At 49.2% G+C, this 24,038-nt stretch carries 21 protein-coding genes; 14 read left to right on the top strand and 7 right to left on the bottom strand.

Annotated elements, in window-relative coordinates; translation table 11 throughout:
* Nucleotides 1-32: 32 nt before the first annotated feature.
* Nucleotides 33-947: a CdaR family protein gene (locus B9A32_RS16970; protein WP_170923881.1), complete on the top strand. Its 915-nt coding sequence runs from the start codon at nucleotides 33-35 to the stop codon at nucleotides 945-947.
* Between the two features lie 219 nt (nucleotides 948-1,166).
* Nucleotides 1,167-1,946: a type III pantothenate kinase gene (locus tag B9A32_RS16965; protein ID WP_084071159.1), complete on the top strand. Its 780-nt coding sequence runs from the start codon at nucleotides 1,167-1,169 to the stop codon at nucleotides 1,944-1,946.
* Between the two features lie 353 nt (nucleotides 1,947-2,299).
* On the opposite strand, the gene B9A32_RS16960 is transcribed toward B9A32_RS16965, so the two are convergent.
* The 5 genes from B9A32_RS16960 to B9A32_RS16940 form a co-directional block, all read right to left on the bottom strand.
* The gene (locus B9A32_RS16960; RefSeq protein WP_084071158.1) at nucleotides 2,300-2,977 is read right to left on the bottom strand and encodes a zinc ribbon domain-containing protein; all 678 of its coding nucleotides are present in this window, start codon (nucleotides 2,975-2,977) and stop codon (nucleotides 2,300-2,302) included.
* 5 nt (nucleotides 2,978-2,982) lie between these two features.
* Nucleotides 2,983-4,146, bottom strand: a complete 1,164-nt coding sequence (locus B9A32_RS16955) for a type IV pilus twitching motility protein PilT (protein WP_084071157.1) — start codon at nucleotides 4,144-4,146, stop codon at nucleotides 2,983-2,985.
* A gap of 169 nt (nucleotides 4,147-4,315) precedes the next feature.
* Complete coding sequence (locus tag B9A32_RS16950; RefSeq protein WP_084071156.1) at nucleotides 4,316-5,398, bottom strand: type IV pilus twitching motility protein PilT; 1,083 nt, start codon at nucleotides 5,396-5,398, stop codon at nucleotides 4,316-4,318.
* Between the two features lie 52 nt (nucleotides 5,399-5,450).
* Nucleotides 5,451-5,951 (bottom strand): DivIVA domain-containing protein, encoded by a 501-nt coding sequence (locus B9A32_RS16945; protein ID WP_084071155.1) that lies wholly within the window; start codon nucleotides 5,949-5,951, stop codon nucleotides 5,451-5,453.
* A gap of 112 nt (nucleotides 5,952-6,063) precedes the next feature.
* Nucleotides 6,064-6,363: a YggT family protein gene (locus tag B9A32_RS16940; protein WP_084071154.1), complete on the bottom strand. Its 300-nt coding sequence runs from the start codon at nucleotides 6,361-6,363 to the stop codon at nucleotides 6,064-6,066.
* A 372-nt stretch (nucleotides 6,364-6,735) separates the two neighbouring features.
* Between B9A32_RS16940 and B9A32_RS16935 the strand changes: the two genes are divergently transcribed.
* The 11 genes from B9A32_RS16935 to B9A32_RS16880 all read left to right on the top strand — a co-directional run bounded on the left by B9A32_RS16935 (nucleotide 6,736) and on the right by B9A32_RS16880 (nucleotide 20,688).
* Nucleotides 6,736-7,473 carry a FadR/GntR family transcriptional regulator gene (locus tag B9A32_RS16935; RefSeq protein ID WP_084071153.1) on the top strand — a complete coding sequence of 246 codons (738 nt, stop codon included), beginning with the start codon at nucleotides 6,736-6,738 and terminating at the stop codon, nucleotides 7,471-7,473.
* A gap of 71 nt (nucleotides 7,474-7,544) precedes the next feature.
* On the top strand, nucleotides 7,545-9,629 hold the full coding sequence (locus B9A32_RS16930) for an FAD-dependent oxidoreductase (RefSeq protein WP_084071152.1): 2,085 nt from the start codon (nucleotides 7,545-7,547) through the stop codon (nucleotides 9,627-9,629).
* Nucleotides 9,629-10,786 (top strand): NAD(P)/FAD-dependent oxidoreductase, encoded by a 1,158-nt coding sequence (locus tag B9A32_RS16925; RefSeq protein WP_084071151.1) that lies wholly within the window; start codon nucleotides 9,629-9,631, stop codon nucleotides 10,784-10,786. Before B9A32_RS16930 ends, B9A32_RS16925 begins: the two co-directional genes overlap by 1 nt.
* A gap of 577 nt (nucleotides 10,787-11,363) precedes the next feature.
* Nucleotides 11,364-12,371, top strand: coding sequence for a proline racemase family protein (locus B9A32_RS16920; RefSeq protein ID WP_084071150.1), 1,008 nt, complete (start codon nucleotides 11,364-11,366; stop codon nucleotides 12,369-12,371).
* Nucleotides 12,372-12,921: 550 nt separating this feature from the next.
* Nucleotides 12,922-14,232 carry a histidinol dehydrogenase gene (gene hisD / locus B9A32_RS16910; RefSeq protein ID WP_084071148.1) on the top strand — a complete coding sequence of 437 codons (1,311 nt, stop codon included), beginning with the start codon at nucleotides 12,922-12,924 and terminating at the stop codon, nucleotides 14,230-14,232.
* A 158-nt stretch (nucleotides 14,233-14,390) separates the two neighbouring features.
* Nucleotides 14,391-15,593, top strand: coding sequence for a DegT/DnrJ/EryC1/StrS family aminotransferase (locus tag B9A32_RS16905; protein ID WP_084071147.1), 1,203 nt, complete (start codon nucleotides 14,391-14,393; stop codon nucleotides 15,591-15,593).
* A gap of 100 nt (nucleotides 15,594-15,693) precedes the next feature.
* Nucleotides 15,694-16,074 (top strand): RidA family protein, encoded by a 381-nt coding sequence (locus B9A32_RS16900; RefSeq protein ID WP_084071146.1) that lies wholly within the window; start codon nucleotides 15,694-15,696, stop codon nucleotides 16,072-16,074.
* Nucleotides 16,075-16,493: 419 nt separating this feature from the next.
* Nucleotides 16,494-17,498 carry a D-cysteate sulfo-lyase gene (gene cuyA, locus B9A32_RS16895; protein ID WP_084071145.1) on the top strand — a complete coding sequence of 335 codons (1,005 nt, stop codon included), beginning with the start codon at nucleotides 16,494-16,496 and terminating at the stop codon, nucleotides 17,496-17,498.
* A 120-nt stretch (nucleotides 17,499-17,618) separates the two neighbouring features.
* Nucleotides 17,619-18,326, top strand: coding sequence for a cysteate racemase (gene cuyB / locus B9A32_RS16890; protein ID WP_084071144.1), 708 nt, complete (start codon nucleotides 17,619-17,621; stop codon nucleotides 18,324-18,326).
* A 35-nt stretch (nucleotides 18,327-18,361) separates the two neighbouring features.
* Nucleotides 18,362-19,024 (top strand): GntR family transcriptional regulator, encoded by a 663-nt coding sequence (locus tag B9A32_RS16885; protein ID WP_084071143.1) that lies wholly within the window; start codon nucleotides 18,362-18,364, stop codon nucleotides 19,022-19,024.
* 212 nt (nucleotides 19,025-19,236) lie between these two features.
* Nucleotides 19,237-20,688, top strand: a complete 1,452-nt coding sequence (locus tag B9A32_RS16880; RefSeq protein ID WP_084071142.1) for an SDR family oxidoreductase — start codon at nucleotides 19,237-19,239, stop codon at nucleotides 20,686-20,688.
* A 15-nt stretch (nucleotides 20,689-20,703) separates the two neighbouring features.
* Here B9A32_RS16880 and B9A32_RS16875 read toward each other — a convergent pair whose 3' ends face one another.
* Both B9A32_RS16875 and B9A32_RS21895 read right to left on the bottom strand, forming a co-directional pair.
* Nucleotides 20,704-21,369 (bottom strand): nitrite/sulfite reductase domain-containing protein, encoded by a 666-nt coding sequence (locus B9A32_RS16875; protein ID WP_084071141.1) that lies wholly within the window; start codon nucleotides 21,367-21,369, stop codon nucleotides 20,704-20,706.
* A 79-nt stretch (nucleotides 21,370-21,448) separates the two neighbouring features.
* Nucleotides 21,449-21,589, bottom strand: coding sequence for a hypothetical protein (locus tag B9A32_RS21895; protein ID WP_212637984.1), 141 nt, complete (start codon nucleotides 21,587-21,589; stop codon nucleotides 21,449-21,451).
* Between the two features lie 64 nt (nucleotides 21,590-21,653).
* Between B9A32_RS21895 and B9A32_RS16870 the strand changes: the two genes are divergently transcribed.
* Entirely contained in the window at nucleotides 21,654-23,963 is a 2,310-nt protein-coding gene (locus B9A32_RS16870; RefSeq protein ID WP_170923880.1) for a TolC family protein, read from the top strand.
* Nucleotides 23,964-24,038 lie beyond the last annotated feature (75 nt).

Raw genomic sequence — 24,038 nt, 5'->3', positions numbered from 1 at the left:
TTCCCATTGATATTTCTGGCTTGGATTTTCCAGTGAGACCATTTTGCCTTATCATCTGTACATGGCTTTTTCTTTTTGCAGGATGTGCCCCGGATCCTGTGGAAACAGATCTGCTGGTTCCGGTGAAATTTGCTGCTGTACCCGCAGGGCTTACCCGGACACAGTTCTATACCCGACACATTGAAGTTCGTGTGAAAGGTCGTCCGGGGAAGATTCGTCAGGTGGAGGCATTGGATTTGACTTACCTTGTGGATTTGTACGCTGATCTCACCTCTGATCCTGTAGATGTTACTGCTTTTATTCCTCCGGCATTTTATGCCATTCCTGTGATAAAAAAACGATTGCCCCTTCCCCCGGGTGTTGACATTATCCATGTGAAACCCGCGTATATTAAAGTGGAGCTGGACAGGAAAGAAACCCGCCGTCTTCCGGTGAAGGTGATGATCACCGGTGAACCCGCCGTGGGATATGAAGTGGCCCACATAAAAAGTGAACCGGCAACCATGGCCCTCACAGGTCCGGCATCATTGTTTGACAAAATCACTGAAATTCAAACAAAACCTGTGGATATAACCGGGGCAGATGCAGATCTGAAAAAAACAGGATCTCTGGACATTGATGCACTTGCAGGGGCAGATGTGAATTCCCTGGTTACTGTCATGGTTGCCATTCAAGAGAAGATTGTCACCCATACCTATGGGGGGATTCCGGTGGGCATCCGCAACGGCCCTGACACGGTCCAGGTAACTCCCCCTGAAATGCAGATTATGCTAAGGGGGGCTGCCAATGTTTTTAAAGATAAGGATAATGCCGGTTATTTTGAGGTATTCATTGATTTAAAAGATCTGCCCCCGGGGGTATATGTGCGACCGGCTGTTATCAATGTACCGGTGGGAGTGATGCTTGTGAGTGCAAAGCCGGAGAATTTTACCGTGACAATAAAGTAATACCTTCGCCAATTTTATGTCGGCTGGCATTTCAAGGGATATATTGTGATTTAAATATAAGTATAAATACAATATATGGTATTGTGATTGCCAGATTTCACATTGATTTTGAGTTTGGCGAAGGCCTTGTAAAATAGATCTGTTTGTTTTCTCATATGGTGCTGAACACCGTGGTCGCGGACTTTTGTGTGGGTAATATTAAATAAAAAAGGAAAAAAGATGCTGCTGGTAATTGATGTGGGAAACACCAATACGGTGCTGGGTGTGTTTGACAAGGATCATTTGATTTGCGACTGGCGAATTCGCACAGTGAGGGATACCACCGCTGATGAGTTTAACATCCTTGCCAGGGGGTTGTTCAATGACAACGGCATTGCCTTTTCTGACATTGGAAAAACCGTGATTTCCTGCGTGGTGCCCCCGGCCGTGAGGATTCTTGACAACTTTTGCCACAAATATCTTGATCAGACCCCCTTGTGGGTGAATCCCGATGCTGTCAGACAGTTGATGCCCGTCCTTTACAACAACCCTGCCGAAGTGGGGGCAGACAGGGTGGTCAATGCCATTGCAGCCTATGAGAAGTATAAAGAGAGTCTTATCATCATTGATTTTGGCACGGCAACCACCTTTGATGTCATCACCGAAAAAGGGGAATATCTGGGGGGAGCCATCATTCCGGGCATCATGATTTCAGCCGAGGCCTTGTTTCAAAAAGCGTCACGCCTTCCCCGGGTGGAGATGTTCATGCCCCCGGAGTCGGTGATTGGGCGGGACACCATTGACAGCATTAAATCAGGACTCATGCACGGCAATGCGGCCCTTGTGGACGGCATGGTGGCCCGCATGAAAAAAGAGATGGGCACATCCCCCCGGGTGATTGCCACAGGTGGACTTGCGGTGCTCATTGCCGAACTCACCGATACCATTGAGGTTGTGGATAATAGTCTCACCCTGGAGGGGCTTCGTATTATCAGCCGGGAACTTGACAAAAACAATTAAGCTTTTTTTATAACCGCCACGGGCGGACCTTATTCTGTCCTCGCTCCGCCCACAACAAAGTTTGAAATACACCCCTGATTTGCGGAGTATTTCATATAAACCCACATCTCCTGGCGGACACAACAAATATAGGGTCGTAGACGCGGAGCCAAATGGTATTATGCCGCTGCCCCCCGATGGGCAATGGGCCCGGACCGGAACTGTAGACAGCTCAATTGTCCGGTTCCTATTACCCATCGGGGGGCGGCTCTGCCTTAGCTTGCCTTGTATATAAAACTGCCACAGGTACCTTGCCCCCATGGGGCTTTATTTCAGGGGGCGGTTGATATGGGATGAGGGATGTTTGAAATCGTCTAAATTTTACCCATCTTTTTAAGGGTTTCATTGAATATGGCGTAAAATTGTCCGTGGTCTTTCAGTGTCTTTTTAAAGAGGTTCAGGGCATTGGCGGGCATATCCTTGCGATTGATGATCTGGTTGACACTGGTGTGCAGGGCCGCCATGTTATCCTGGGTTCTCACTGTATTGGAGATGAGAATCACCACAATCTGTCTTCTTAGCCCCATATCCAGATCTTTTAATTCCTGGAACAGGGTGCCGGTGCCCCTGTGCTCTGTGTCAAATTGTTCATCCAGCACAATGATATTAAACAGATGATATTTCATCCGGGTTAATGCTGTTCTGACATCTTTCACCGCTTCTATGTGATACCCCATCTTTTCCAGGGCATTGCGGGCATGCCCTTGGATGTCTGATTCTCCAAGGCAGATCAGGGCGGTCTCTGCGTCATCATCAAGATAATCAAAGGGTCTTTCTGATGCATCATAGTCCGGTGTGTTGGATTGGGCCGGTGCCTCCGCAGCGGCTGTCGGGGCTGTGGGCTTTGGCGTTTCTCCGGTGCCTGGTGCGTCTTGGCCCACATAGAGGCGCTGTTTGCATTTGGGGCACAAAAAAGAGGCTTTTCTATCCTTGGGGATTTTGTGATCCGGTATATTGAGTTTGGCGCTGCAGCCGGTACAGATGATTTCCACGGGTGTTACGCTCCTTCGTAGTTATGGTCCAGTTCCAGGTTTTCAATTTCTGTGGTCTTTTCCCCCCGGGCACTTTTGATGGAGTCCATGCCCCTGCCCACCACCGCCTTTCTGGAAGCATAGCCCATGGCAATGTCCTCGGTGATAAGACCTTTCTGGTATAACCCCAGAATGAAGTCGTCAAAGGTGGTCATATCAAATGCCGTACCGTCTTTGATGATTTGATAAAAAGTTTTGTCTTCGGATTCTCCGTTGGTGATGGCATCCTTGATCCTGAGGTTGTTGCCCATAATTTCAAAGGCCGCCACCCGGCCCCCCCCGGTTTTAGGTAAAAGCCGCTGGCATACAATCCATCTCACAGTGTCTGCCAGGCGCAGACGGATTTGTTTTTCCTCTTCGGATGAAAACATGCCCACAATACGATTAATGGTCTGGCCTGCATCCACGGTGTGCAGGGTGGACAAGACAAGATGGCCGGTTTCTGCAGCGGAAAGACCTATTTCCACGGTTTCCCTGTCCCGCATCTCCCCCACCAGAATTATTTTGGGGGCCTGGCGAAGGGCGGCACGAAGGCCACTTGCAAAGGTGTCAAAATCTGCCCCCAGCTCCCGCTGGTTAAAGGTGGCTTTTTTCTGGGGGTGCTGGAACTCAATGGGATCTTCCAATGTGATGATATGAACAGACCGGGTGTCATTGAACTCATCAAGCAGGGCTGCAAGGGAGGTACTTTTACCACTTCCCGTGGAGCCGGTGACAAATATGATGCCGTTTTTTTCATGGACCATCTTATTAAATGCCGGGGGCAGATTCAGTTGTTTCACCGTGGGAATCTGGGTTTCCAGTTTTCGTAAAACAATGGCGTATTTACCGGATCTTGAAAAAATATTTACCCTGAAACGTGCCATGTCCCCTAATGCATAAGATAAATCGCAGGAGCCTTCTTTTAAAAGGGTTTCTGTGAGACGTCGGTCACCGTGTATGAGATTCAGGGCAAAGGCTTCTGTTTGAAAGGGGGTCAATAAATCAAATTCCGGCTCCATGTGAACCGGGACCAGTTCTCCTGAGCTTTCCACCTGCAATGGTTTTCCCGGGGTAAAATTCAAATCGGAAACATTGTTGTGGGACTCGAGCATCTTGGTCAGTATGTGATCCATTTCTTGTCTTTGCATGGTGGCTTCCTGATTCGTAAATAGTCGGTTTGGTAATGTAAATGTTTTGCCGGTGGCCCATATTGGTTTGTCTGGGCCTGGGCAGTATTGGGCTACTTATGTGAGCCGGGCAAAATGGATGACAATGGCGGTCTTTTCCAATTTTTCCCCAGACACTGTTGTGATTTGTTTAAGCATCTGTGAAGTCTGCCGGCGGTTTCTTGAGAAAGGGCCGAAACAATGACTTGGTATTGGCTTTGGCATAGGCTTCATCCGGGCTGATCCATCCTTTTTCGTAGAGTTGCATGATGGCATCGTCCAACAGCTGCATACCGTATTGTTTCCCGGTCTGGATCATGGAGGGAAGCTGGTGGGTTTTCGATTCCCGGACCAGATTTCGCACGGCCGGGGTGGCCACCATGACCTCCATGGCAGCGCATCTACCTTTTTTGTCAACGCGCTTAAATAATACCTGGGCCACCACAGCCCGAAGTCCGTCGGACAGAGTGGATCTGATCTGTTCCTGTTCTGATGAAGGAAAGACTTCAATGATTCGATCAACGGTTTTAGGGGCAGAAGAGGTGTGCAGGGTGCCAAAGACCAGATGGCCGGTGGAGGCGGCTTCCACAGCCAGGGAGATGGTTTCAAGATCCCTGAGTTCCCCCACCAGGATGATGTCCGGGTCTTCACGAAGGGCTCCTTTAAGGGCGGATGAGAATGTTTTGGTGTGGGTTCCCACCTCCCGGTGGTTTACAATGCATCCCTGGCTCTTATGGACAAATTCAATGGGGTCTTCCACGGTGATGATATGATCTTTTCTGGTTCTGTTGGCCTGGTCAATGATGGCGGCAAGGGTGGTGGATTTTCCGCTGCCGGTGGGACCGGTGACCAGTACAAGCCCCCTGGGAAGATCGGCAAGTTTTGATATAACAGGCGGCAATCCCAGCTGTTCTGCGGTTAATATGTCCGAAGGGATTTCACGGAATACGGCGGCAATGCCGTATTTCTGCATAAAATAATTGGCCCTGTACCGGGCAAGCCCCGGGATTTCATAACCAAAATCCACATCCCCTGTTTCTTCAAAAACCTTTATTTTTTCTTCCGGTGTGATTTCATATAAAAGGCCTCTGAGATCATCATTGGAAAGGACATTATAACGGACCCGTTCAATGTCTCCATGGAGCCTCAAGGCCGGTGGCTGTCCTGCAACGAGGTGTAAATCCGAAGCCCCCTGTTCGTTCATCAACTTGAAAAAAGCGTCTATCTTTGCCATGGAGTCTCCTGGTGTTGTATGGGGTTCTTTTGTCTGACCGGCGGGTTTTGTCCTATCCTTGTTTCATGAATTTCAGGGAGGGATCTGCCTCATCTGCGGCCTTATTTTCTTCTATACTCATTTTGAGTAATTTGGAATGATTTTCAATCACAGCCCCGATTTGAACTTCTATCTGCATACGCTGGCGTTTTAATTCTGTGATGTCACTGTATAGCTGGGCCAGGCGCTGGTGGGCGCGGTTCAGTATTTTTTCTGCCTGGGTTTCTGCATCTGCAATAATGGATTCCGCGGATTTGCTGGCATTTTTTTTCATCTCATCTATGACTTGCTGGGATTTTACCATGATATGCTTCATGGTGTTTTCCCGCTCCCTGTAGCCTCGATTTTCCAGATCCAGACGGTGTCTTTCCGCATCCATTATTTTAATTTTATCGTTGAGCCGGGTCAGTTCCTGGGCCACCTCTTCAAGAAAAGTGTCTACTTCGCGTATATCAAAGCCCCGGAAACGGGTGGAAAATTCCTTTTGTTGAATCACAGCCGGTGTGATGCCCATTTTGGGCTCCTTTTGTTTAAAGAGTAAATAAGTCTTACACTCTTTCATGCTTCGTTGTGGGCGGAACGAGGTCAGAATTCGGTCCGCCCGGAAGGGTTTGGGGCGGTAATGATCAGGACAGTGTCATGGCCAGGCGGTGCAGGCTTCCCACAACAAAGGTTTGAATAAATATGATGCCCAGCATGGCAATAATGGGGGAGATGTCCAGGCCGCCAAAATTGACCGGCAGGTTTCTTCTAATCTGGTATAGAACGGGATCAGTGATGTTATTGATGAATCTGACGATGTTGTTGTAGGGGTCCGGATTGACCCAGGAAAGAACGGCCCTGGCAATGATGATCCACATGAAAATGCTCAATGCATAGTCCAGAACAACGGCAACGGCCTCAAAAAAATTTCCAAGGATAAACATTAATATTCAAAATCTCCTGTTAAATTAAGATGGTTTTTTCTGGTTAAGCCAATGTGATTTTTTGCACGTCAGCCCCGGTGGCCGGGTTGCAGGTGAACCCGTTAACTGAAAACAGTTGATAAAGAAAGAAATATGATATCTGCCCGTTAAATGTCAAGATATTTCGACCTTTTAGGAATCAAAATTGCCGGATTTGATATGTGTCACAAGGAGGCTGGGGAGTGGTAAAAAAAAACAGCCCCGGTGGATACTTTTTTACTGGAAACAGGAGGCTGCATGCCGGTTGGGCATGGAAATGATGTAAAGGGTGCTTGACAAGTAAATAAATATACCATAATAATGGTTTAACCATTCAAAAAGGAAAGGATCCCCATGGCGCTGAAAGTAAAAGCCGATTTCCAGAAAGTGAAAAAAAACAGAATTTTTCAGGATGTCGTAGATCAGATACAAGAGGCTATTTTGAATCGCACACTTCGTCCCGGGGATATGCTTCCCCCGGAGCGGGAGTTGCGGGAAACTTTTAATATCAGCCGTGGTACCCTGCGGGAGTCATTGCGGGTTCTTGAGCAAAAAGGGCTCATTGAAATTCGTCTTGGCACCGGCGGCGGGGCCATGGTGAAAAATGCCGGTACAGAACAACTCACGGAAACATTGGGGCTCATGATTCGCTCAGGCACCCTTTCTGTCCAGGATATCGGTGAATTCAGACAGGGCATAGAGGGTCAGATTGCAAGGCTTGCCACCCGGCGGGCCACCCCCGAAGATATCGCCATCCTTGAAGATCTGGTGGAAAATGCCCGGGTAAAAACCTCCCAGGGGGCCGTGGAAGCATTCCTTGACATTGACCAGGCTGTCCATAAGGAGATGGGGCGCATTGCGGGAAATGCCCTGTATCAATATGCAGCCCAGGTGGTCCACGATAATATTCGAAAATATTATGACAATTTCCTGGATTTCACCCAGAAAAGAATGGAAGAAAATCTGTTGGACCTGCAACGCATTGTCAAGGCCATGCAGGACCAACAGCCCCGGGAAGCCGCCCGTATTGCCGAACAACATGTGAGTCGATTTAATGAACGCATGTTAAAAAAAGAGTCCCTGGGCCATTGATTGCCTGGGACATGCCTGTTGCCTTATTCGTATGACAAAGCAGTTGATTTCATATTTTTGGAGGAACCCAAATGTCTAAGCAAAGATTGACAAAACATCCTGTCATGGAGGTGGACCAGGGGGAGATGGTGGCCTTTTCATGGAACAAAAAATCGCTACAGGGTATCAAGGGAGAAATGATCTCTTCTGCCCTTTTTGCCAATGGTATCCAGGTGTTTGGGCACCACACCAAAGATCACAGTGCCCAGGGCATGTTTTGTGCCAATGGACAATGTTCCCAGTGCCTTGTGATGGCCGACGGCCTTCCTGTAAAATCGTGTATGACCCCTTTGACGTCGGGGATGGTGGTGGAATCCCTGGAGGGGCTGCCCCGGGTGCCCGGGGCCGATGATCCCATTGAGCGAAAAGAGGTTGAGATCCGGGCGGTATCGGTGTTGATCATTGGCGGGGGACCGGCAGGACTTTCCGCTGCCATTGAGCTTGGAAAACTGGGGGTGGACACCCTGATCATTGATGACAAGGATCGGTTGGGGGGAAAACTGGTACTCCAGACCCATAAATTTTTTGGGTCGGTGGAGGATTCCTGGGCCGGGACACGGGGCTTTGAGATCGGTCATATTCTGGCCCGGGAAGTGGAAATATTTTCCACTGTGGAAACCTGGCTTGAAACCACGGCTGTGGGGGTTTTTTCCGACAAAGTGGTGGGGGTGGTGAGAAAAAACAGATATGTGATGATTAAACCCCAAAAGGTTCTTGTGGCCACCGGGGCCCGGGAAAAGATGCTTCCCTTTCCCGGCAATACCCTGCCCGGTGTCTATGGGGCCGGGGCCTTTCAGACCCTGGTGAACCGCGATCTTATCAAGGCATCGGAACGGGTACTCATTGTGGGGGGCGGCAACGTGGGCATCATTGCCGGATACCATGCCCTCCAGGCGGATATTGAGGTGGTGGCCGTCATTGAAGGGCTGCCGGAGGTGGGCGGTTATAAGGTCCACGCGGACAAGTTAAAACGATTGGGTGTCCCTATCTTTACCCGGCACACCGTTGTGTCTGCCAATGGTGAGGAGCGCCTGGAATCGGTGACCATGGCAGCCATAGATGATAATTGGAAGGTCATTCCCGGCACAGAAAAAACCGTTGAAGTGGACACTTTGCTCATTGCCGTGGGCCTTTCTCCGGTGGACGAGTTTTTTGCCAAGGCAAAGGAGTGGGAAATGGATGTCTATGCCGCCGGTGATGCCCAGGAAATTGCCGAAGCCTCTGCTGCCATGTTCACGGGAAAAATAGAAGGGGTTAAGATTGGAAAAGCTCTGGGGGCTTATAAAGGTGACGTTCCCCGGGAATGGCTGGACAAAGCCCGGGTGTTGAAATCCCGTCCCGGTGAAATAAAAAAACAGCCCCCGCCCCTGCCGGTGCCGGAAGGGGTCATGCCGGTGTTCCATTGCACCCAGGAGATTCCCTGCAACCCCTGCACCTCCATCTGTCCGGAACATATCATTAAAACAGAAAACGATCTCATCACAGGACTTCCCCATGTGGATGACGTTAATAAGTGCAAGGGGTGTCTCAATTGTGTGGCCATTTGTCCGGGCCTTGCCGTGAGTGTGGTGGATTATCGAAAGGATACGGCCCACCCCACGGTGACCCTTCCCTATGAACTGGGCCGGGATGCCGTGGAAAAGGGCACCATGATCACGGTCACCGATGTTGATGGAGAGGTTATTGGGGACTATCCGGTGCAGCGGGTGGTGGCAAACAAAAAGAAATTTCCAGGCACTTTGATGGTGCAGATAAAAATGCCCCATGAACTTGCATCCAGGGCCATTGGAATCAAGGAGCAGAAAAGTCCCTTAACATCCCTGGACATCCCAGATCTTTCCGCCTGCCCGGATGATGCTGTTATCTGTCGCTGTGAACGCATCACCGCAGGGGAGATCCGGGCTGCCATCCGTGGGGGGGTGAGGGATATGAACCAGCTCAAAGGTTTGAATCGCACCGGTATGGGGGCCTGCGGTTCTAAAACGTGCCGCCCCATGGTGATGGGACTGTTCCGGGATGAGGGGGTTGACCTTAAAGAGGTAACCGACGGCACCCATCGTCCTTTGTTTGTGGAGGTGCCCTTTGGCACCCTGGCCGGTATCAAAGGAGGTAAATAATGGCAAAGCAATATGATGTGATTCTTGTGGGTGCAGGTTCTGTGGGGGTACCAACGGCCATGGCCCTGGGAGCCCTGGGGGTGAAAACCTGTGTCATTGACAAGATGGCCTCCCCGGGTCAGGGCGAAAATAAACATGCCATTGGCGGTATCCGGGCCACCCATTCTGATCCCGGCAAAATTATTGCCTGCATGCGATCCATAGAGATTTTTTCCACCTGGCAGCAGATCCATGGGGATGATATTGAGTGGCTCAAAGGGGGGTATCTTTTTCCGGTGTACAGAAAAGAGGAAGAAACCCTTTTAAAGGGCTTTCTCCCCATCCAGAAAAAACATGGCTTAAATATTGATTATGTGGATGCCGACACTGTGGCTGACGTGGCACCGGGCATTAATCGTCAGGGGCTTTTGGGGGGCACCTTTTCCCCGGATGACGGGTCTGCGTCCCCCCTTGTCACCGGCAGTGCTTTTTTTCGCCGGGCCGTGGCCACGGGCCATGTGGATTTTTATTTCAATGAAATGGTTATGGAAATTCACCGGGATAAAGGGCGGGTGTGCGGGGTGACAACCAATAAAGAACGTTATGATGCACCTGTGATCATTGATGCGGCAGGCCCCTTTTCAAGGGAGCTTGGGAGCCTTGTTGAGCAGGATATCCCGGTGTTTCCAGACTCCCATGAAGGGGGTGTCTCAGAGCCGGTGGAGCCTTTTTTCAAAGCCATGCTGGTGGATCTTCGTCCGGCCCCGGGTTCCCGGAATTACTATTTTTATCAAAATGCCCATGGGCATATTATTTTCTGCATCACCCCGGACCCCCCCATTGTGGGCATAGACAAGCGGGAAACCTCCCAATTTCTTCCCCAGGTGGCGGCCCGCATGGTAAACCTTTTGCCACGGCTGAAAAATGTCCGGGTGCGCCGGGTGTGGCGGGGGCTTTATCCCATGACCCCGGACGGCAGCCCCATTCTGGGATGGAATAAAGAGGTGACGGGGCTGCTCCATGCCACGGGCATGTGCGGTCAGGGGTATATGCTGGGGCCGGGCCTGGGGGAGATCATTGCAAGGATGGTTACCAGGGAAGTCAGCCCAAAGGATGCTGTTGTTATTGATGAATTTTCCCTGTACCGTGATTTTGGCAAAGAAGAAGGCTTGAAATAAGAGAGATTTGATTTCGGTATGCCACAATAAAGATAGAAAATTTCCACAGATTTGCGGTGTATGTCATATAAACGGGCATCTCCTGCCGGACACAACGAATATAGGGTCGTAGACGCGGAGCCAAATGGTATTATACCGCCCCCCCCCGATGGGCAATGGTCCCGGACCGGAACTGTAGACAGCTCAATTGTCCGGTTCCTATTACCCATCAGGGGGGCGGCTCTGCCTTAGCTTGCCCTGGAGGCTGCCTTGTATATAAACCCACATGGCTGTGACCTCCAGCCACAACGAATAATGAAAAAGCAGTTGCTGTGAACACCCAGAACCTAATACCCATTACCCAACACCCGCTTTGTATATAACTCAACTTTCGGTGTTCGCATTTCGTGGTGGGGTCAGGCTTTCGTTATTGACATTATCGAGGCTTTTTTCGTTGGCAAAGGCCTTGGTCGATAACATCAATAACAAAAGCCTGACCCCGTCGGTACACTGACCCCATCGGTACATTTAAAAATGCCAGCTTTGAAATGAAGCCCGAAAGTTGAGTATATAAAAAAAAGCAGAAAAGGATCGTTGTATGAATATTAAAAAAACAGTAACCACGGTGGATGCCCACACAGCCGGAGAAGCCACCCGCATTGTTACAGGCGGCATCCCCCATGTTCCCGGTAAAACCATGGGGGATAAAAAAAAGTGGATAGAGCAGCATCTGGATGATCTTCGTAAAATGCTCATGTGGGAACCCCGGGGGCACCAGGATATGTTTGGTGCTATTTTAACGGCTCCGGCCTCAGAAGATGCCCACACCGGGGTTGTGTTCATGGATTCCGGTGGATATCTGGACATGTGCGGTCATGGTTCCATGGGGGCTGCAGCGGTTCTTGTGGATACGGGGATGGTGTCTTTGGATGATCTTGAAAACGGTATGGAAAAGAAAATTTTTCTGGATACCCCGGCCGGGAAGATCACTGCCCGGGTGGAAATTGAGGACGGCGGGGCCGATGCTGTTACCATTCAAAATGTGCCTGCATTTTATTACGATACCGTGGAAATCCCTTTGGCAGGACTGGGGAGCATCCGGGTGGATATCTCCTATGGCGGCAATTTTTTTGCTTTGGTCAATGTGGAACAGCTTAAGATGACATTGGCGTTGCCCTGTCTGGATCAATTAAAGTCCCTGGGACTTGAGATCCGGGATCGGGTAAATGAAACGGTTTCCATTGTGCATCCCGGCACGGGAAAACCGGCCCGGGTGGATCTTACGGAAATATATCAGGATGGTGATCCTGTAAAGAATATGGTTATTTTTGGAAACGGCCAGGTGGATCGTTCTCCCTGCGGTACAGGTACCTGTGCCAAGATGGCCTGGCTCCATGAAATGGGCCGCCTTGCTGTGGGGGAACGCTATGACCATGCCAGCATGTTAAATACCCTTTTTACGGGCAAAATTGTTTCAAAAACCAGTGTGGGAGGCAGGACCGCCATTGTACCTGAAATCAGCGGCAGTGCCCATATCACCGGGTTTCATCAATTTGTTGCAGAAAAAAAAGATCCTTTTAAGACAGGATTCTTATTAAAGGCGTAAGATTATATAACCGCCACGGGCGGACCGCATTCTGATCCCGTTCCGCTCACAACAAATATAGGGTCGTAGACGCGGAGCCAAATGGTATTATGCCGCCGTCCCCCCGATGGGCAATGGTCCCGGATCGGAACTGTAGACAGCTCAATTGTCCGGTTCCTATTGCCCATCGGGGGGGGCTCTGCTGAGGTTGCATTGTATATAAACCGCCACGGGCAGAGTGTATTCTGATCCGGCTCTGCCCACAACAAAGCTTGAAATACACCCCTGATTTGCGGAGTATTTCCGTCCATCGCATCGTACATAATAAATAATGATAATGCGCTTATTTTGCTCCTGATCATCCCTTGCTTGCAATGGGAATATCGGGGTTTTTTTTGTGCATACAAGTATTTTATAAAATATTTTATAAAATACTTGCATTGAAATTATTTTTCTTATATTTATGGAAGTACATTATGCGACACGATTGAATCTTAAGGGTGGATTCTGATATCGGATATTTTGTTGGCCGGATCAGGGGCAACCGTCAGCGATAAAAGGAGAAAGATCAATGGAATATATAAAAAAGGCAGTTAAATCAGCAGAATCTGATTCAGATGAAATTCGCGGCATTGTAAAGGGCATTCTTGATGATATTGAAAAGAATGGCGAAAAAGCCGTCCGGGAGCTGGCCAGGAAATTTGATAACTGGGAAGGCGATTTTATCCTCAGTCCGGAAAAAAAACAAAAACTCATTGATCAGGTTCCCGAGGATATTAAACAGGATATCCGTTTTGCCCATGAGCAGATTTTTGGATTTGCCAAGGCCCAGAAAGAGAGCATCTCTGAATTTGAAAAAGAGACCCTTCCCGGTGTGCGCCTGGGCCAGAGAATTGTGCCCATGGATGTGGCCGGATGTTATATCCCCGGAGGGCGTTTTGCCCATGCCTGCTCTGCCCTCATGAGTGTGGGCACGGCCAAAGCCGCCGGAGTTAAGACTGTCATTGCCTGCTCTCCGCCACGGGGTGAGAGCATTGCCCCTGCCGTTGCCTATGCCCTGGATGTGGCAGGTGCTGATATCATCATTGAGATGGGTGGGGTCCAGGCAATTGCCACCATGGCCTTTGGCCTTTTTACCGGTAAACCGGCCAACATACTGGCAGGGCCCGGTAATGCCTATGTGGCAGAAGCCAAAAGTATTTTATCCTCCAACGGCAAATGCACCATTGATGTTTTTGCGGGCCCCACGGAATCTGCTATTATTGCTGATAAAACAGCTGACTACATGACCGTTGCCATTGATCTTGTGTCCCAGGCGGAACATGGGATTAATTCCCCTGTGTGGCTTTTCACCGACTCAAGGGAACTGGGCGAAAAAGTACTTGAAGTAATGCCCAAGATTATTGCAGATATGCCCGATCCCAAGGTGCCTGAAGCTTCCTGGCGGGATTATGGTGAAATTGTTCTTTGTAAAGATCGTGAGGAACTGTGCCGGGTCAATGATGAATATGCTGCAGAACATGTCCAGGTCATTGCGGAAGATCTTGAGTTCTGGGTGAAAAATCTTAATTCCTATGGTTCTTTGTTCCTGGGTGAAGGCAGCACAGTCCCCCATGGGGACAAGTGTTCCGGAACCAATCATATTTTACCCACCAAAAAAGCAGGATTTTATTCCGGTGGACTCAATGTGCTTAAGTTCCTGAAAATTTATACCTACCAGGAGATCAGCAAAGATGCCAACAAGGTCATCAGTGCAGCAGCTTCCCGTCTTTCCCGCGTTGAAGGCATGGAAGGCCATGCCAGGGCCTGTGACTGGAGATTGAAAAAATATTTCCCCGGGCAGGACTGGGATTTTAACGTCTATGCGCAGAAAAAATATTAATGAATTTGATTTTCGGGTCCGCCATCATTGGTGATCCAATGATCACGCCCGGAAATTCAAGGCATTATTTACGTGGGACAGGGCTTTGGGTGAATCCGGGTGATTAACACCCACCCATGGGCCGGGCCTGACCCCGTTGTCATTAAGGAGTATATATCATGTCCCAGAAAAAAAAATTTACAAAGGATTTTACCTTACAGGAACCCATTTGTGACCAGGGTATTGAAAAGGCTCTGGAAATTTTAAAGTCCGGTAAACTGCACAGATACAATGTGAATCCCGGTGAAAAAGGCGAAGCTGCACTTCTGGAAGAAGAGTTTGCCGCGTATATGGGTAAAAAATATTGTCTCTCCTGCGCCTCCTGCGGCAGCGCCATGTATCTTGCCCTGAAAAGTGCCGGTGTAAAACCCGGGGACAAGGTGTTGTGCAATGCCTATACCCTGGCCCCTGTGCCCGGTGCCATTGAAAACACCGGTGCCACCATTGAGCTTGTTGATATCCAGGACGATTACACCATTGATCTGGAGGATCTTGAAGCCAAGGCTGCTGCTTCTGATGCCAGGTGGTTCATGCTGTCCCACATGCGGGGGCACATTGCCAACATGGACAGAATCATGGAAATCTGCACCATCTATGATCTTGTGCTCATTGAAGACTGCGCCCATACCATGGGGGCCACCTGGGATGGTAAAAAATCAGGTTCCTTTGGCACTGCGGCCTGCTTCAGCACCCAGACCTACAAGCATATGAATTCAGGAGAGGGGGGGCTTCTGGTCACTGATGATCCGGAACTCATTGCCCGGGCCATTATTTATTCCGGATCATACATGCTCTACGAGCGCCACACGGCAAGGCCTGACATGGAGGTATTTGAAAGCCTTAAAACCCAGGTGCCCAATTATTCATGCAGAATGGATAATCTTCGGGCCGCCATTTTGCGTCCCCAGTTAAAGGCGTTGGATGTGCAGTGTGAGCGTTGGAATAAACGCTATCGGATTCTGGAAGCCGGATTAAATAAGATTGACGGCATCACCTGTCCCCCAAGGGACCCCCGGGAAAATTATGCCGGAAGCTCCATACAGTTTTCCCTGGTGGGCCGGGATGAAAAAACCATCCAGGCCTTTCTGGCTGCCTGCATGGATCAGGGGGTGGAACTAAAATGGTTTGGTAATAAAGAGCCCGTGGGATTCACCAGTGCCTATTCAAGCTGGAAATATTTTGGTAATCTGCCGGAGCTTGTCAATACCCGGCGCATTCTTGCCACCATGTGCGATATGCGCATTCCCCTTACCTTTACTGAATCAGACTGTGGCCTTATTCTGGAAATCATAGAACAGGCAGCCAAAGCCACCATTATATAACGGCCACGGGCAGACCGTATTTTGGCCTCGGCCTGCCCACAACAATGCTTGAAATACCCACCTGGTTTGCGGAGTATTTCATATAAAAGGAGATTCTATTATGTCCAAGACAGTCGTGAAAACCGATAATGCCCCTGCTGCCATTGGCCCTTATTCCCAGGGTGTGGTAACCAATGGCCTTTTATTCACTTCAGGCCAGCTTCCCATTGATCCTGCAACGGGTAAAATCCCCCAGGGCACCATTGCTGAGAAAGCCGCCATTGTTTTTAAAAATCTTGGTGCCATTGCAAAAGAGGCTGGAACCAGCCTGGATAATGCCGTGAAAATAACGGTGTTTCTGGCGGATATCAACGATTTTGCCGCTGTTAATGAAGTTTATGCCCAATATTTTAAAGAGCCCTTTCCCGCCCGCAGTGCATTCCAGGTGGCTGCATTGCCACTGGGGGCAGAATTGGAAGTGGAAGGTATCTTTCAGCTTTAGCAGTTGCTGCGGGCAGATCATATTGGGATTTGACCTGTCCACAACGAATATAGGGTCGTAGACGCGGAGCCAAATGGCATTATGCCGCCCCCCCGAGGGGCAATGGGCCCGGCCGGAACTGTAGACAGCTCAATTGGCCGGTTCCTATTGCCCCTCGGGGGGGCTCTGCAGAGGTAAACTTGAAGATTACCTTTTCATATAACCGCCACGGGCGGACCGTATTCTGATACGGCTCTGCCCACAACAAAGCATGAAATACGCCTCTTATTTACGGAGCATTTCATATAAACCCACATGGCTGTAAGCACCAGCCACAACGAATAATGAAAAAGTAGTTGCTGTGAGCACCCAGAACCTAATACCCGGCACCCACTTTTTCATATAAAAAAAATTACATATATTTTTTAAAAGGACAATTCATGAATTTTACAAAATTTCCCCGACGCAATTATCTCCAGGGTGCAACCCCCATTGAATTTATGCCCGCTTTAACAAAGGCCCTTGGCAATGATGTTAAATTGTACATTAAAAGGGATGATCTCCTGCCCGGTTCTGCCGGCGGTAACAAAACAAGAAAGCTTGAATTCTGCATTGCCGATGCCATGGAAAAAGGGGCTGACACCATTATTACCTGTGGTGCTGTGCAATCCAACCATGCCCGTCTCACAGCGTCCTGGTCTGCCAAAGAGGGCCTGGATTGCCATTTGATCCTTGAAGAGCGGGTAAAAGGTTCTTACAAAGAAGAGGCCAGCGGGAATAATTTTCTTTTTGAGCTTCTCGGTGTCAAGAGCATTGGTGTTGTTGCCGGTGGATCGGACATGATGGGGGAAATGGAAAAAAAGGCTGCCGAGCTCACCGCAGCCGGAAAAAAACCATACATTATTCCAGGGGGGGCCTCCAATGCCATTGGTGCCATGGGTTATGCCGTGTGTGCCGAAGAGACCATGGCGCAGTTAAATGAGATGCGTCTTGTTGTGGATCACATCATCGTCCCCTCAGGTTCCGCCGGAACCCATGCCGGTATGATGGTGGGCATGACCGGTGTGAACGGCAATATTCCCATCAGCGGTGTCAATGTTTCCAGACCCAAGGATGTTCAGGAAGAAATTGTTTACAAGCTGGCCGTTGAAACGGCTGAAAAACTTGAGGTTAAAGGCGGTGTTGCCAGGGAAGGCATTGTCTGTTTTGATCAATATGTGGGCCCTGGTTATTCTCTGCCCACGGATTCCATGGTGGAAGCGGTGAATCTGTTTGCCAAAACAGAAGCCATCCTCCTGGACCCTGTATATTCCGGGAAAGCTGCCGCAGGACTCATTGATCTGGTTCGTAAAGGACATTTTGCCAAGGGCTCAACTGTGCTTTTTCTCCACACCGGTGGATCGCCTGCTCTTTATGCCTATATGGATACTTTCCGACAGGCTTAAATTTTTTTTTTATATGAAATACTCCGTTAACCAGGGGAGTATTTGAAGCTTTGTTGTGGGCAGAACCGGGTCAGAATACGGTCTGCCCGTGGCAGTTATAGGAAAAGGAAGCAAATTGAGATGACACAGGTTCAGGAAAAAACAGTGGGAATTATAGGGGGGATGGGTCCGGAAGCCACCGTTGACCTTATGCAGCGCATTATTGATCTGACACCGGCAACGGATGATATAGACCATATTCACTGTCTTGTGGATAACAATCCCAAAATTCCATCCAGAATCAAAGCGCTTATTGAAGGAACCGGTGAAGATCCCGGCCCCTGCATGGCAGACATGGGCAAACGGCTTGAATCCTGGGGCGCTGATTTTCTCGTGATTCCCTGTAATACGGCCCACTATTATTACCATGCGGTTCAAGATGCCGTTAGCATTCCTGTCATCCATCTCATTGACCTTGTGACAAAGCATGTGCAATCTGATTTTCCCACCCACAAAAAAGTGGGGATACTGGCATCCCCGGCCGTTGCCAAAACAGGCCTTTACACCAAACGCCTGGAAGAGCTCAGTATCCGGGATGTGTGGCCGGATCCTTTTTACCAAGATCAGCTTTTGTCTGTGATTAAACAGGTTAAAAAAGGCAATACAGGCCCCGGGGTAATGAAGGAATATAAAGAAGTTTGTGAAAATCTTATTGATAAAGATGCCAATCTTGCTATTATCGCCTGTACCGAGTTAAGTGCACTTGGCGGAGAACTACCTGTCACGGCCGTTGATGCGGCCGATGTCCTGGCAACTGAAATTGTTCGGGTTGCCAAGAACTGGACATAGTAAATATCACGTTTTAATATACAGGAGCTTTAAAATTGGCTGATACAAAATCTTCCATGAAATCCTTAAAGGCCTATGAGAAGATCAGGGACATGATACTCAGCGGTTTTAAGCTTCCCGGCACACGCCTTGTGTTGTCGGAACTTGAAACAGAACTTGGCATTGGGCGTGGCCCCATACGCGAAGCCCTCATGCGTCTGGACCGGTCCGGCCTTGTGAAAAATATTCCTTATAAAGGAGCCATTGTGGCTGCCCCTCCCACACAAAAAGAGGTGCTGCACATTTTTGATCTCCGGGTGGATTTAGAATGCACGCTTTGTGTGGAAGCCATGGAAAATTTAACTGAATCTCATATCAATTCCCTGGAGGAACTGCATGGGAAAATGGAAAAACTGCCTCCCAATCATTATCAGTTTGACCGGCAGTTCCACTCCCTTATTTACGATGCCTCAAACCTTCCCCACCTTTGCAACATTGCCCAGGCATTGACTTTTTCCGTGGAAAGTGTTCTCAACATTTATCAACGGGAAAAAAGCCATTGCATAAAATTCAATACAGAGCACCGGGCAATTATTGATGCGCTTAAAAGTAAAAAACCGGAACAGGTTAAAAAGATGATAGAAATAAATATTAAAAGCGGACTTGAAATCATCAAAGACACCTATGACAGGATGGTGAAAGGGCCCAACCTGTCATGACAAAAAATAGGAAATTTTGAATAACAAATTTTACCCCATTGTTTTGGATAAGTGTCATCTGGTGGACTCGTTGCCTCATTTCTGTTGAAAAAATATAGTATTTATTTTTTGTTCGTGAGATTAATATAAAAATATTCGCCTTTCCATTTCTTTTTTTGAAATGGGTTATTGTGGATGTTGTTTCGATAATTCTCACATCAGGAGTGCTAATCATGCCGAATCCCAGGATCTTGATCACCGGAGCCACAGGGTATGTGGGGCGTCGTTTAAAAGAGGCGTTTCTTAAAGATAATCCCACTGCCATTCGCCTCATGGTTCGCAATAAAAATAAAATTTCCCCTGCCGTGCGTGAACGGGTGGAGATCGTTGAGGGAGACACCTTTGATCCGGTAAGCCTGGACCGGGCACTAAGGGGCATTGACGTTGCTTACTATCTGATTCATTCCATGGGAAAGGGATCTGATTTTGAATCCCGGGATCGCATCAGTGCAGAAAATTTCCGGGAGGCCTGTATTCGCCAGGGGGTTGGACGGATCATCTATCTTGGGGGGCTCGGGGCCAAAGCCACGGCCAGCCGTCATCTGTTAAGCCGCATGGAAACCGGCGAAATTTTGAGCCAAAAGGAAAAACAGGTGGAGGCCATCTGGTTCCGGGCAGGGATTATCATTGGTGCCGGCAGTGCCAGTTTTGAAATTATCCGGAATTTAATTCAAAAGTTACCGGTGATGATCACCCCCCGGTGGGTCAATACCCTGACCCAGCCCGTGGCCATTGATGATGTTATTCGTTATCTGATGGCTGGGGCTAACCTTGTACACACCGGCAATCTCATGGTGGACATTGGTACCGAGGCCATGAATTTCAAGGAGATGATGATCCGGGGGGCTGCTGTGATGGGTTTAAAAAGGCACTTGATCCCGGTGCCGGTACTGACCCCTTCCTTATCTTCCTACTGGCTTATTTTTTTTACCCCCATTCCCCTTGCCATGGCCTCAGCCCTGGTGGAAGGATTAAAATCTGAAACCATTTTGTTGAACAACCATGCTGAAAAATTTTTTCCGGACATCATACCCATGGGCTTTGACCAATGCGTGTCAGAGGCCGTCAAAGAGATGGAACATGACCAGATCATCAGCCGCTGGTGCGACAGCAGCGGCGGAAACCAATGCGATCTGACTGAAGAAGATTTTCCCCGTGGCCCCATTTTACGGGACCGGAAGGTTTTTTATACACAGTCTCTTTCCCGGGATCAGGTGTTTGATTCAGTGTGTTCCCTGGGGGGGGATGCCGGATGGTTTGCCTACAATCTGTTGTGGCAGCTCCGGGGCGCCATGGATAAGTTCATGGGGGGATACGGGCTCAATCGGGGGCGACGCCTTAAGCGGGAATTGCGGGTGGGGGATGCTGTTGATTTTTGGAAAGTGGCGGACATAAAACCCGGAAAGCGCCTTTTGTTTCTGGCCCAGATGAAGGTGCCGGGCAAGGCGTGGCTGGAGTTTGATATTCGGGAAGACAGGTTGATCCAGACCGCGCATTTTCATCCCCGGGGGCTTTGGGGCCGGGCCTATTGGTTTGCCATGCTTCCTTTTCACATATTTATTTTTAAAGCGCTTGGGGAAAAAATTCTGGAGCATGCGGCAACTTTGCCCCCTGTGTCAGAATAAGGTCTGCCGTGGCAGTTATTGGATTTTTAGATGGGATTTTATGGTTTCAAGGCCAATACGCTCCACCATGCGTCCCATGCGTTCGCGTTTGGAATTGGCTTTGTAATATTCCACCACAGAGTCAACCATGGCCCGGGCTTCATCAAAAGTAAGGTCTTCCATCAGGATATCTGCCAGCCTTGGTCTTGCAGATCCGTTTCCGCCAATCATGAGGGTCCACCCTTTCTGGGTACCATAGAGAGAGATGTCTTTGATGCAGTTTTCAGCACACTGGACCTTACACCCGCTGACCCCCATTTTCATTTTACTGGGCAGTACCATGCCATGGTAGGTCTTGTCCAGAAGCATGCCCATCCGAAGACTGTCCTGCTGTGCCAGGCGGCAATAGTCAATGCCTGGACAAACCTTGATGCTTCTGACGCAAAGCCCGGTGGCGTGGCCGGGATCCATGCCAAGATCCTGCCATACCTTGTCCACCTGATCTTCGGTGATGCCCACCAGGGCGATGCGTGCGGCACTGGTGATTTTTATGGCAGATACTGAATGTTTGCGGGCCACCTTTCCCAGGTTGATGAGCTGGTCCGGGGTCACCAGCCCGCACGGGATGTGCGGTGCAATGGCATAGGTTATCTCTTCTTTTCCCCGTTGGCGAATTACGCCTTTTTCACCGTCTTTGAGCATATTGAATTCCTTTTTTGTTTTTTTTGTTCGTAAAGGGTATAAGGACAAAATACCTTGAATATTTAAGGCTTACTTTGTATTATTCATGGTTCCATATGTCAAGAAGATCAGGAGGCGGTACATGGAATTTGATCCCTTTGATGCATTGTTTCCGGTGGGTTGATGCGTTGATTTTAATGGCATCCATTATAAACCAGGAAATGCTCGATAATATTATCATTGAGCAAAAGGATTTGCATATGAGATTACGTTTTTGGTCATTTATTTTACTGTGGGTATTATTGATGGCAATACCCTCAAGTGCCTGGAGTGAAAAAGTTTTTAAGATTGCCCTTCTCATGGGGGCAGGTGAAGAGACAGTGTATCAAGGCCAAATCACCCAGGAGATCAATACCCTGCTGGAGAGTCGGGTCAAGGTTAAATATTTAAAAGTCCAAATTGATGAGCGGCTTGACATGGTTGATAACACCATATCCAAGTTGATGCAGGATTCATCCATTGATTGTGTTATCGGCATCGGGCTTGATGCTTCCGCCTTCCTGGTGCGGCGGGGCAGCTATGCCAAACCCACCATTGCCGCCACCATTCTGGATCGTCAGATCCAGGGACTTCCCCTGACACCCCGGGGGACCAGTGGCATCCGGCATTTTAACTATATTTTGTCTCCCTTTGATGTGGAAAAGGATTTGCAGACCTTTCGATCCATCTATCCATACAAACATCTTGCCGTTCTCATGCCTGCCGGTGAAACCGTTATGTTTCATGCACTTTACAGTTATTTTGGAAAAGCAATGGAGACGGTATCTCCCGATGCCAAACTCTCCATTGTGGAGATTGACCCCAATGATATTGACGGGAGCATGTCAGGTATCCCGGAACGTGCCGATGCCGCTTATGTGCTGCCCCTGTTTCCCCAGTGTCAAGTGGACAGAGAGCAGGCCCTGATTCATGGGGTGAACCGGAAAGGCTTGCCTTCCTTTGCACTGGCAGGGGAGTCCCATGTAAAAATGGGTGCCATGGCATCCATTGCACCGGAGCGAAATTTCAATGCCATGATCCGGCGCATTGCCATCAATGTTCTGGAAATCATGGACGGACGTGATGCCGGAACTTTGCCCGTTAACGTGTCTGCCTATGCGGATAATTTTGTGGTCAATGTGGCAACCCTGCGCAAAATTGATATTTATCCCGGATTTAAAGTGCTGGAAAAAGCCCGTTTGCTGAACCTTGATAAGTTACGCCAGGGCCGGGAAGTTAATTTGAAAGGGGTGATCCTTGAGGCGTTGGAACGAAATCTTGATCTACAAATGGAAAAGACGGACACAAAACTCCAGGCCAAAGCTGTGAATGTGGCGGCATCCCAGCTGCGTCCCCAGATCAATCTTTCATCCAGCCTCACCCATGTGGATGAAAATCAGGTGGATATTGCCGGAACGGTTGCCGCCCGCACCAGCTGGTCAACCACCGGTCAATTCACCCAGACCCTTTTTTCCGATGATATTCTGGCCAACTATGCCATCCAGAAAATTATTCTGGAGTCCCGGCGCTATCAGGAAAAAGCTGCATTGCTCGATACCGTGCTCACAGCTGCCCAGGCCTACATAACCCTTTTGTCGGCACGGACCAACCAGGCCATTCAAAACAACAATCTCAAGGTTACCCGGACCAATCTGGATCTTGCCAGAAACAAGGTGGCCGTAGGATCGGTGGATGCATCCGAGGTCAATCGCTGGGAAAGTGAAGAGGCCACAGGGCAGATGGCGCTCAACGATGCCCACAGGGATCTGGAGCTGGCGGGGATGGCCCTTAATCAGTTGCTGGACAGACCCATTACCCGGGAATTTTCTCCCCGGGATATTGAACCGGATACGGCCATTGAATTGATGGTCACCGATCCTGAAATTTATGGTCTGGTGGAAAATTTCAAGCAGTTGGAGCGATTCAGTAATTTTCTTATCCAGGAGTCCAATGCTAATTTGCCGGAGCTGAAACAGATTGCCCAGAGCTTGAAGTCTGAAGAACGGCGTCTTTTGAACCGAAGGCGGGCCCTTTATTTGCCGGATGTGGCCCTGACCGGCCGGATGGATAATATTATGGATGAATATGATGCCCCCCGGGGAACCCCGTCGGATCTGGATCATCCCTGGAGCCTTTCCCTCACCGCCACCTGGCCCCTTTATAGTGGTGGAATAAGAAAAAGCGAATTGGCCCAAAGCCGAATTCAGGTGGGCAGGATTCAAATGGAGGAGAAAAATTTGAGGAGCAGGCTGCACCTTGAGGTTCGATCCAGACTACAGACAGCCGCTGTATCAGCCAGGGAGATTGATCTGGCTGAGCGTTCCAGAAGGTCCGCTAAAAAAAGTTTTGAGATCATTCAGGCGGGGTATGCCCAGGGCCGAAACAGTGTGACGGATCTGGTGGATGCCCAGAATGCCATGGTGACCAGTGAGCGCAGTGCCGCTTTATCCAAATATCAGTTTGTTCTTGATTTTCTCAGCCTGGAGCGGGCCATTGGCGGGTTTTATTTTCTGAAATCCCCTGAACAAAAAGCGCATTTCATGGATGAACTTCGAAAATATATGGCAGCAAGCTAATAAGAGCGTACCTTTTCCGGTTATCCCGGGGAGAGGGCATCCCCATCTCAACACCCCCTTAATAAGACTTTAGAT

Source organism: Desulfocicer vacuolatum DSM 3385 (genome assembly GCF_900176365.1).
GTDB lineage: Bacteria > Desulfobacterota > Desulfobacteria > Desulfobacterales > Desulfobacteraceae > Desulfocicer > Desulfocicer vacuolatum.
This window is presented reverse-complemented; position numbering and strand designations above follow the sequence as displayed.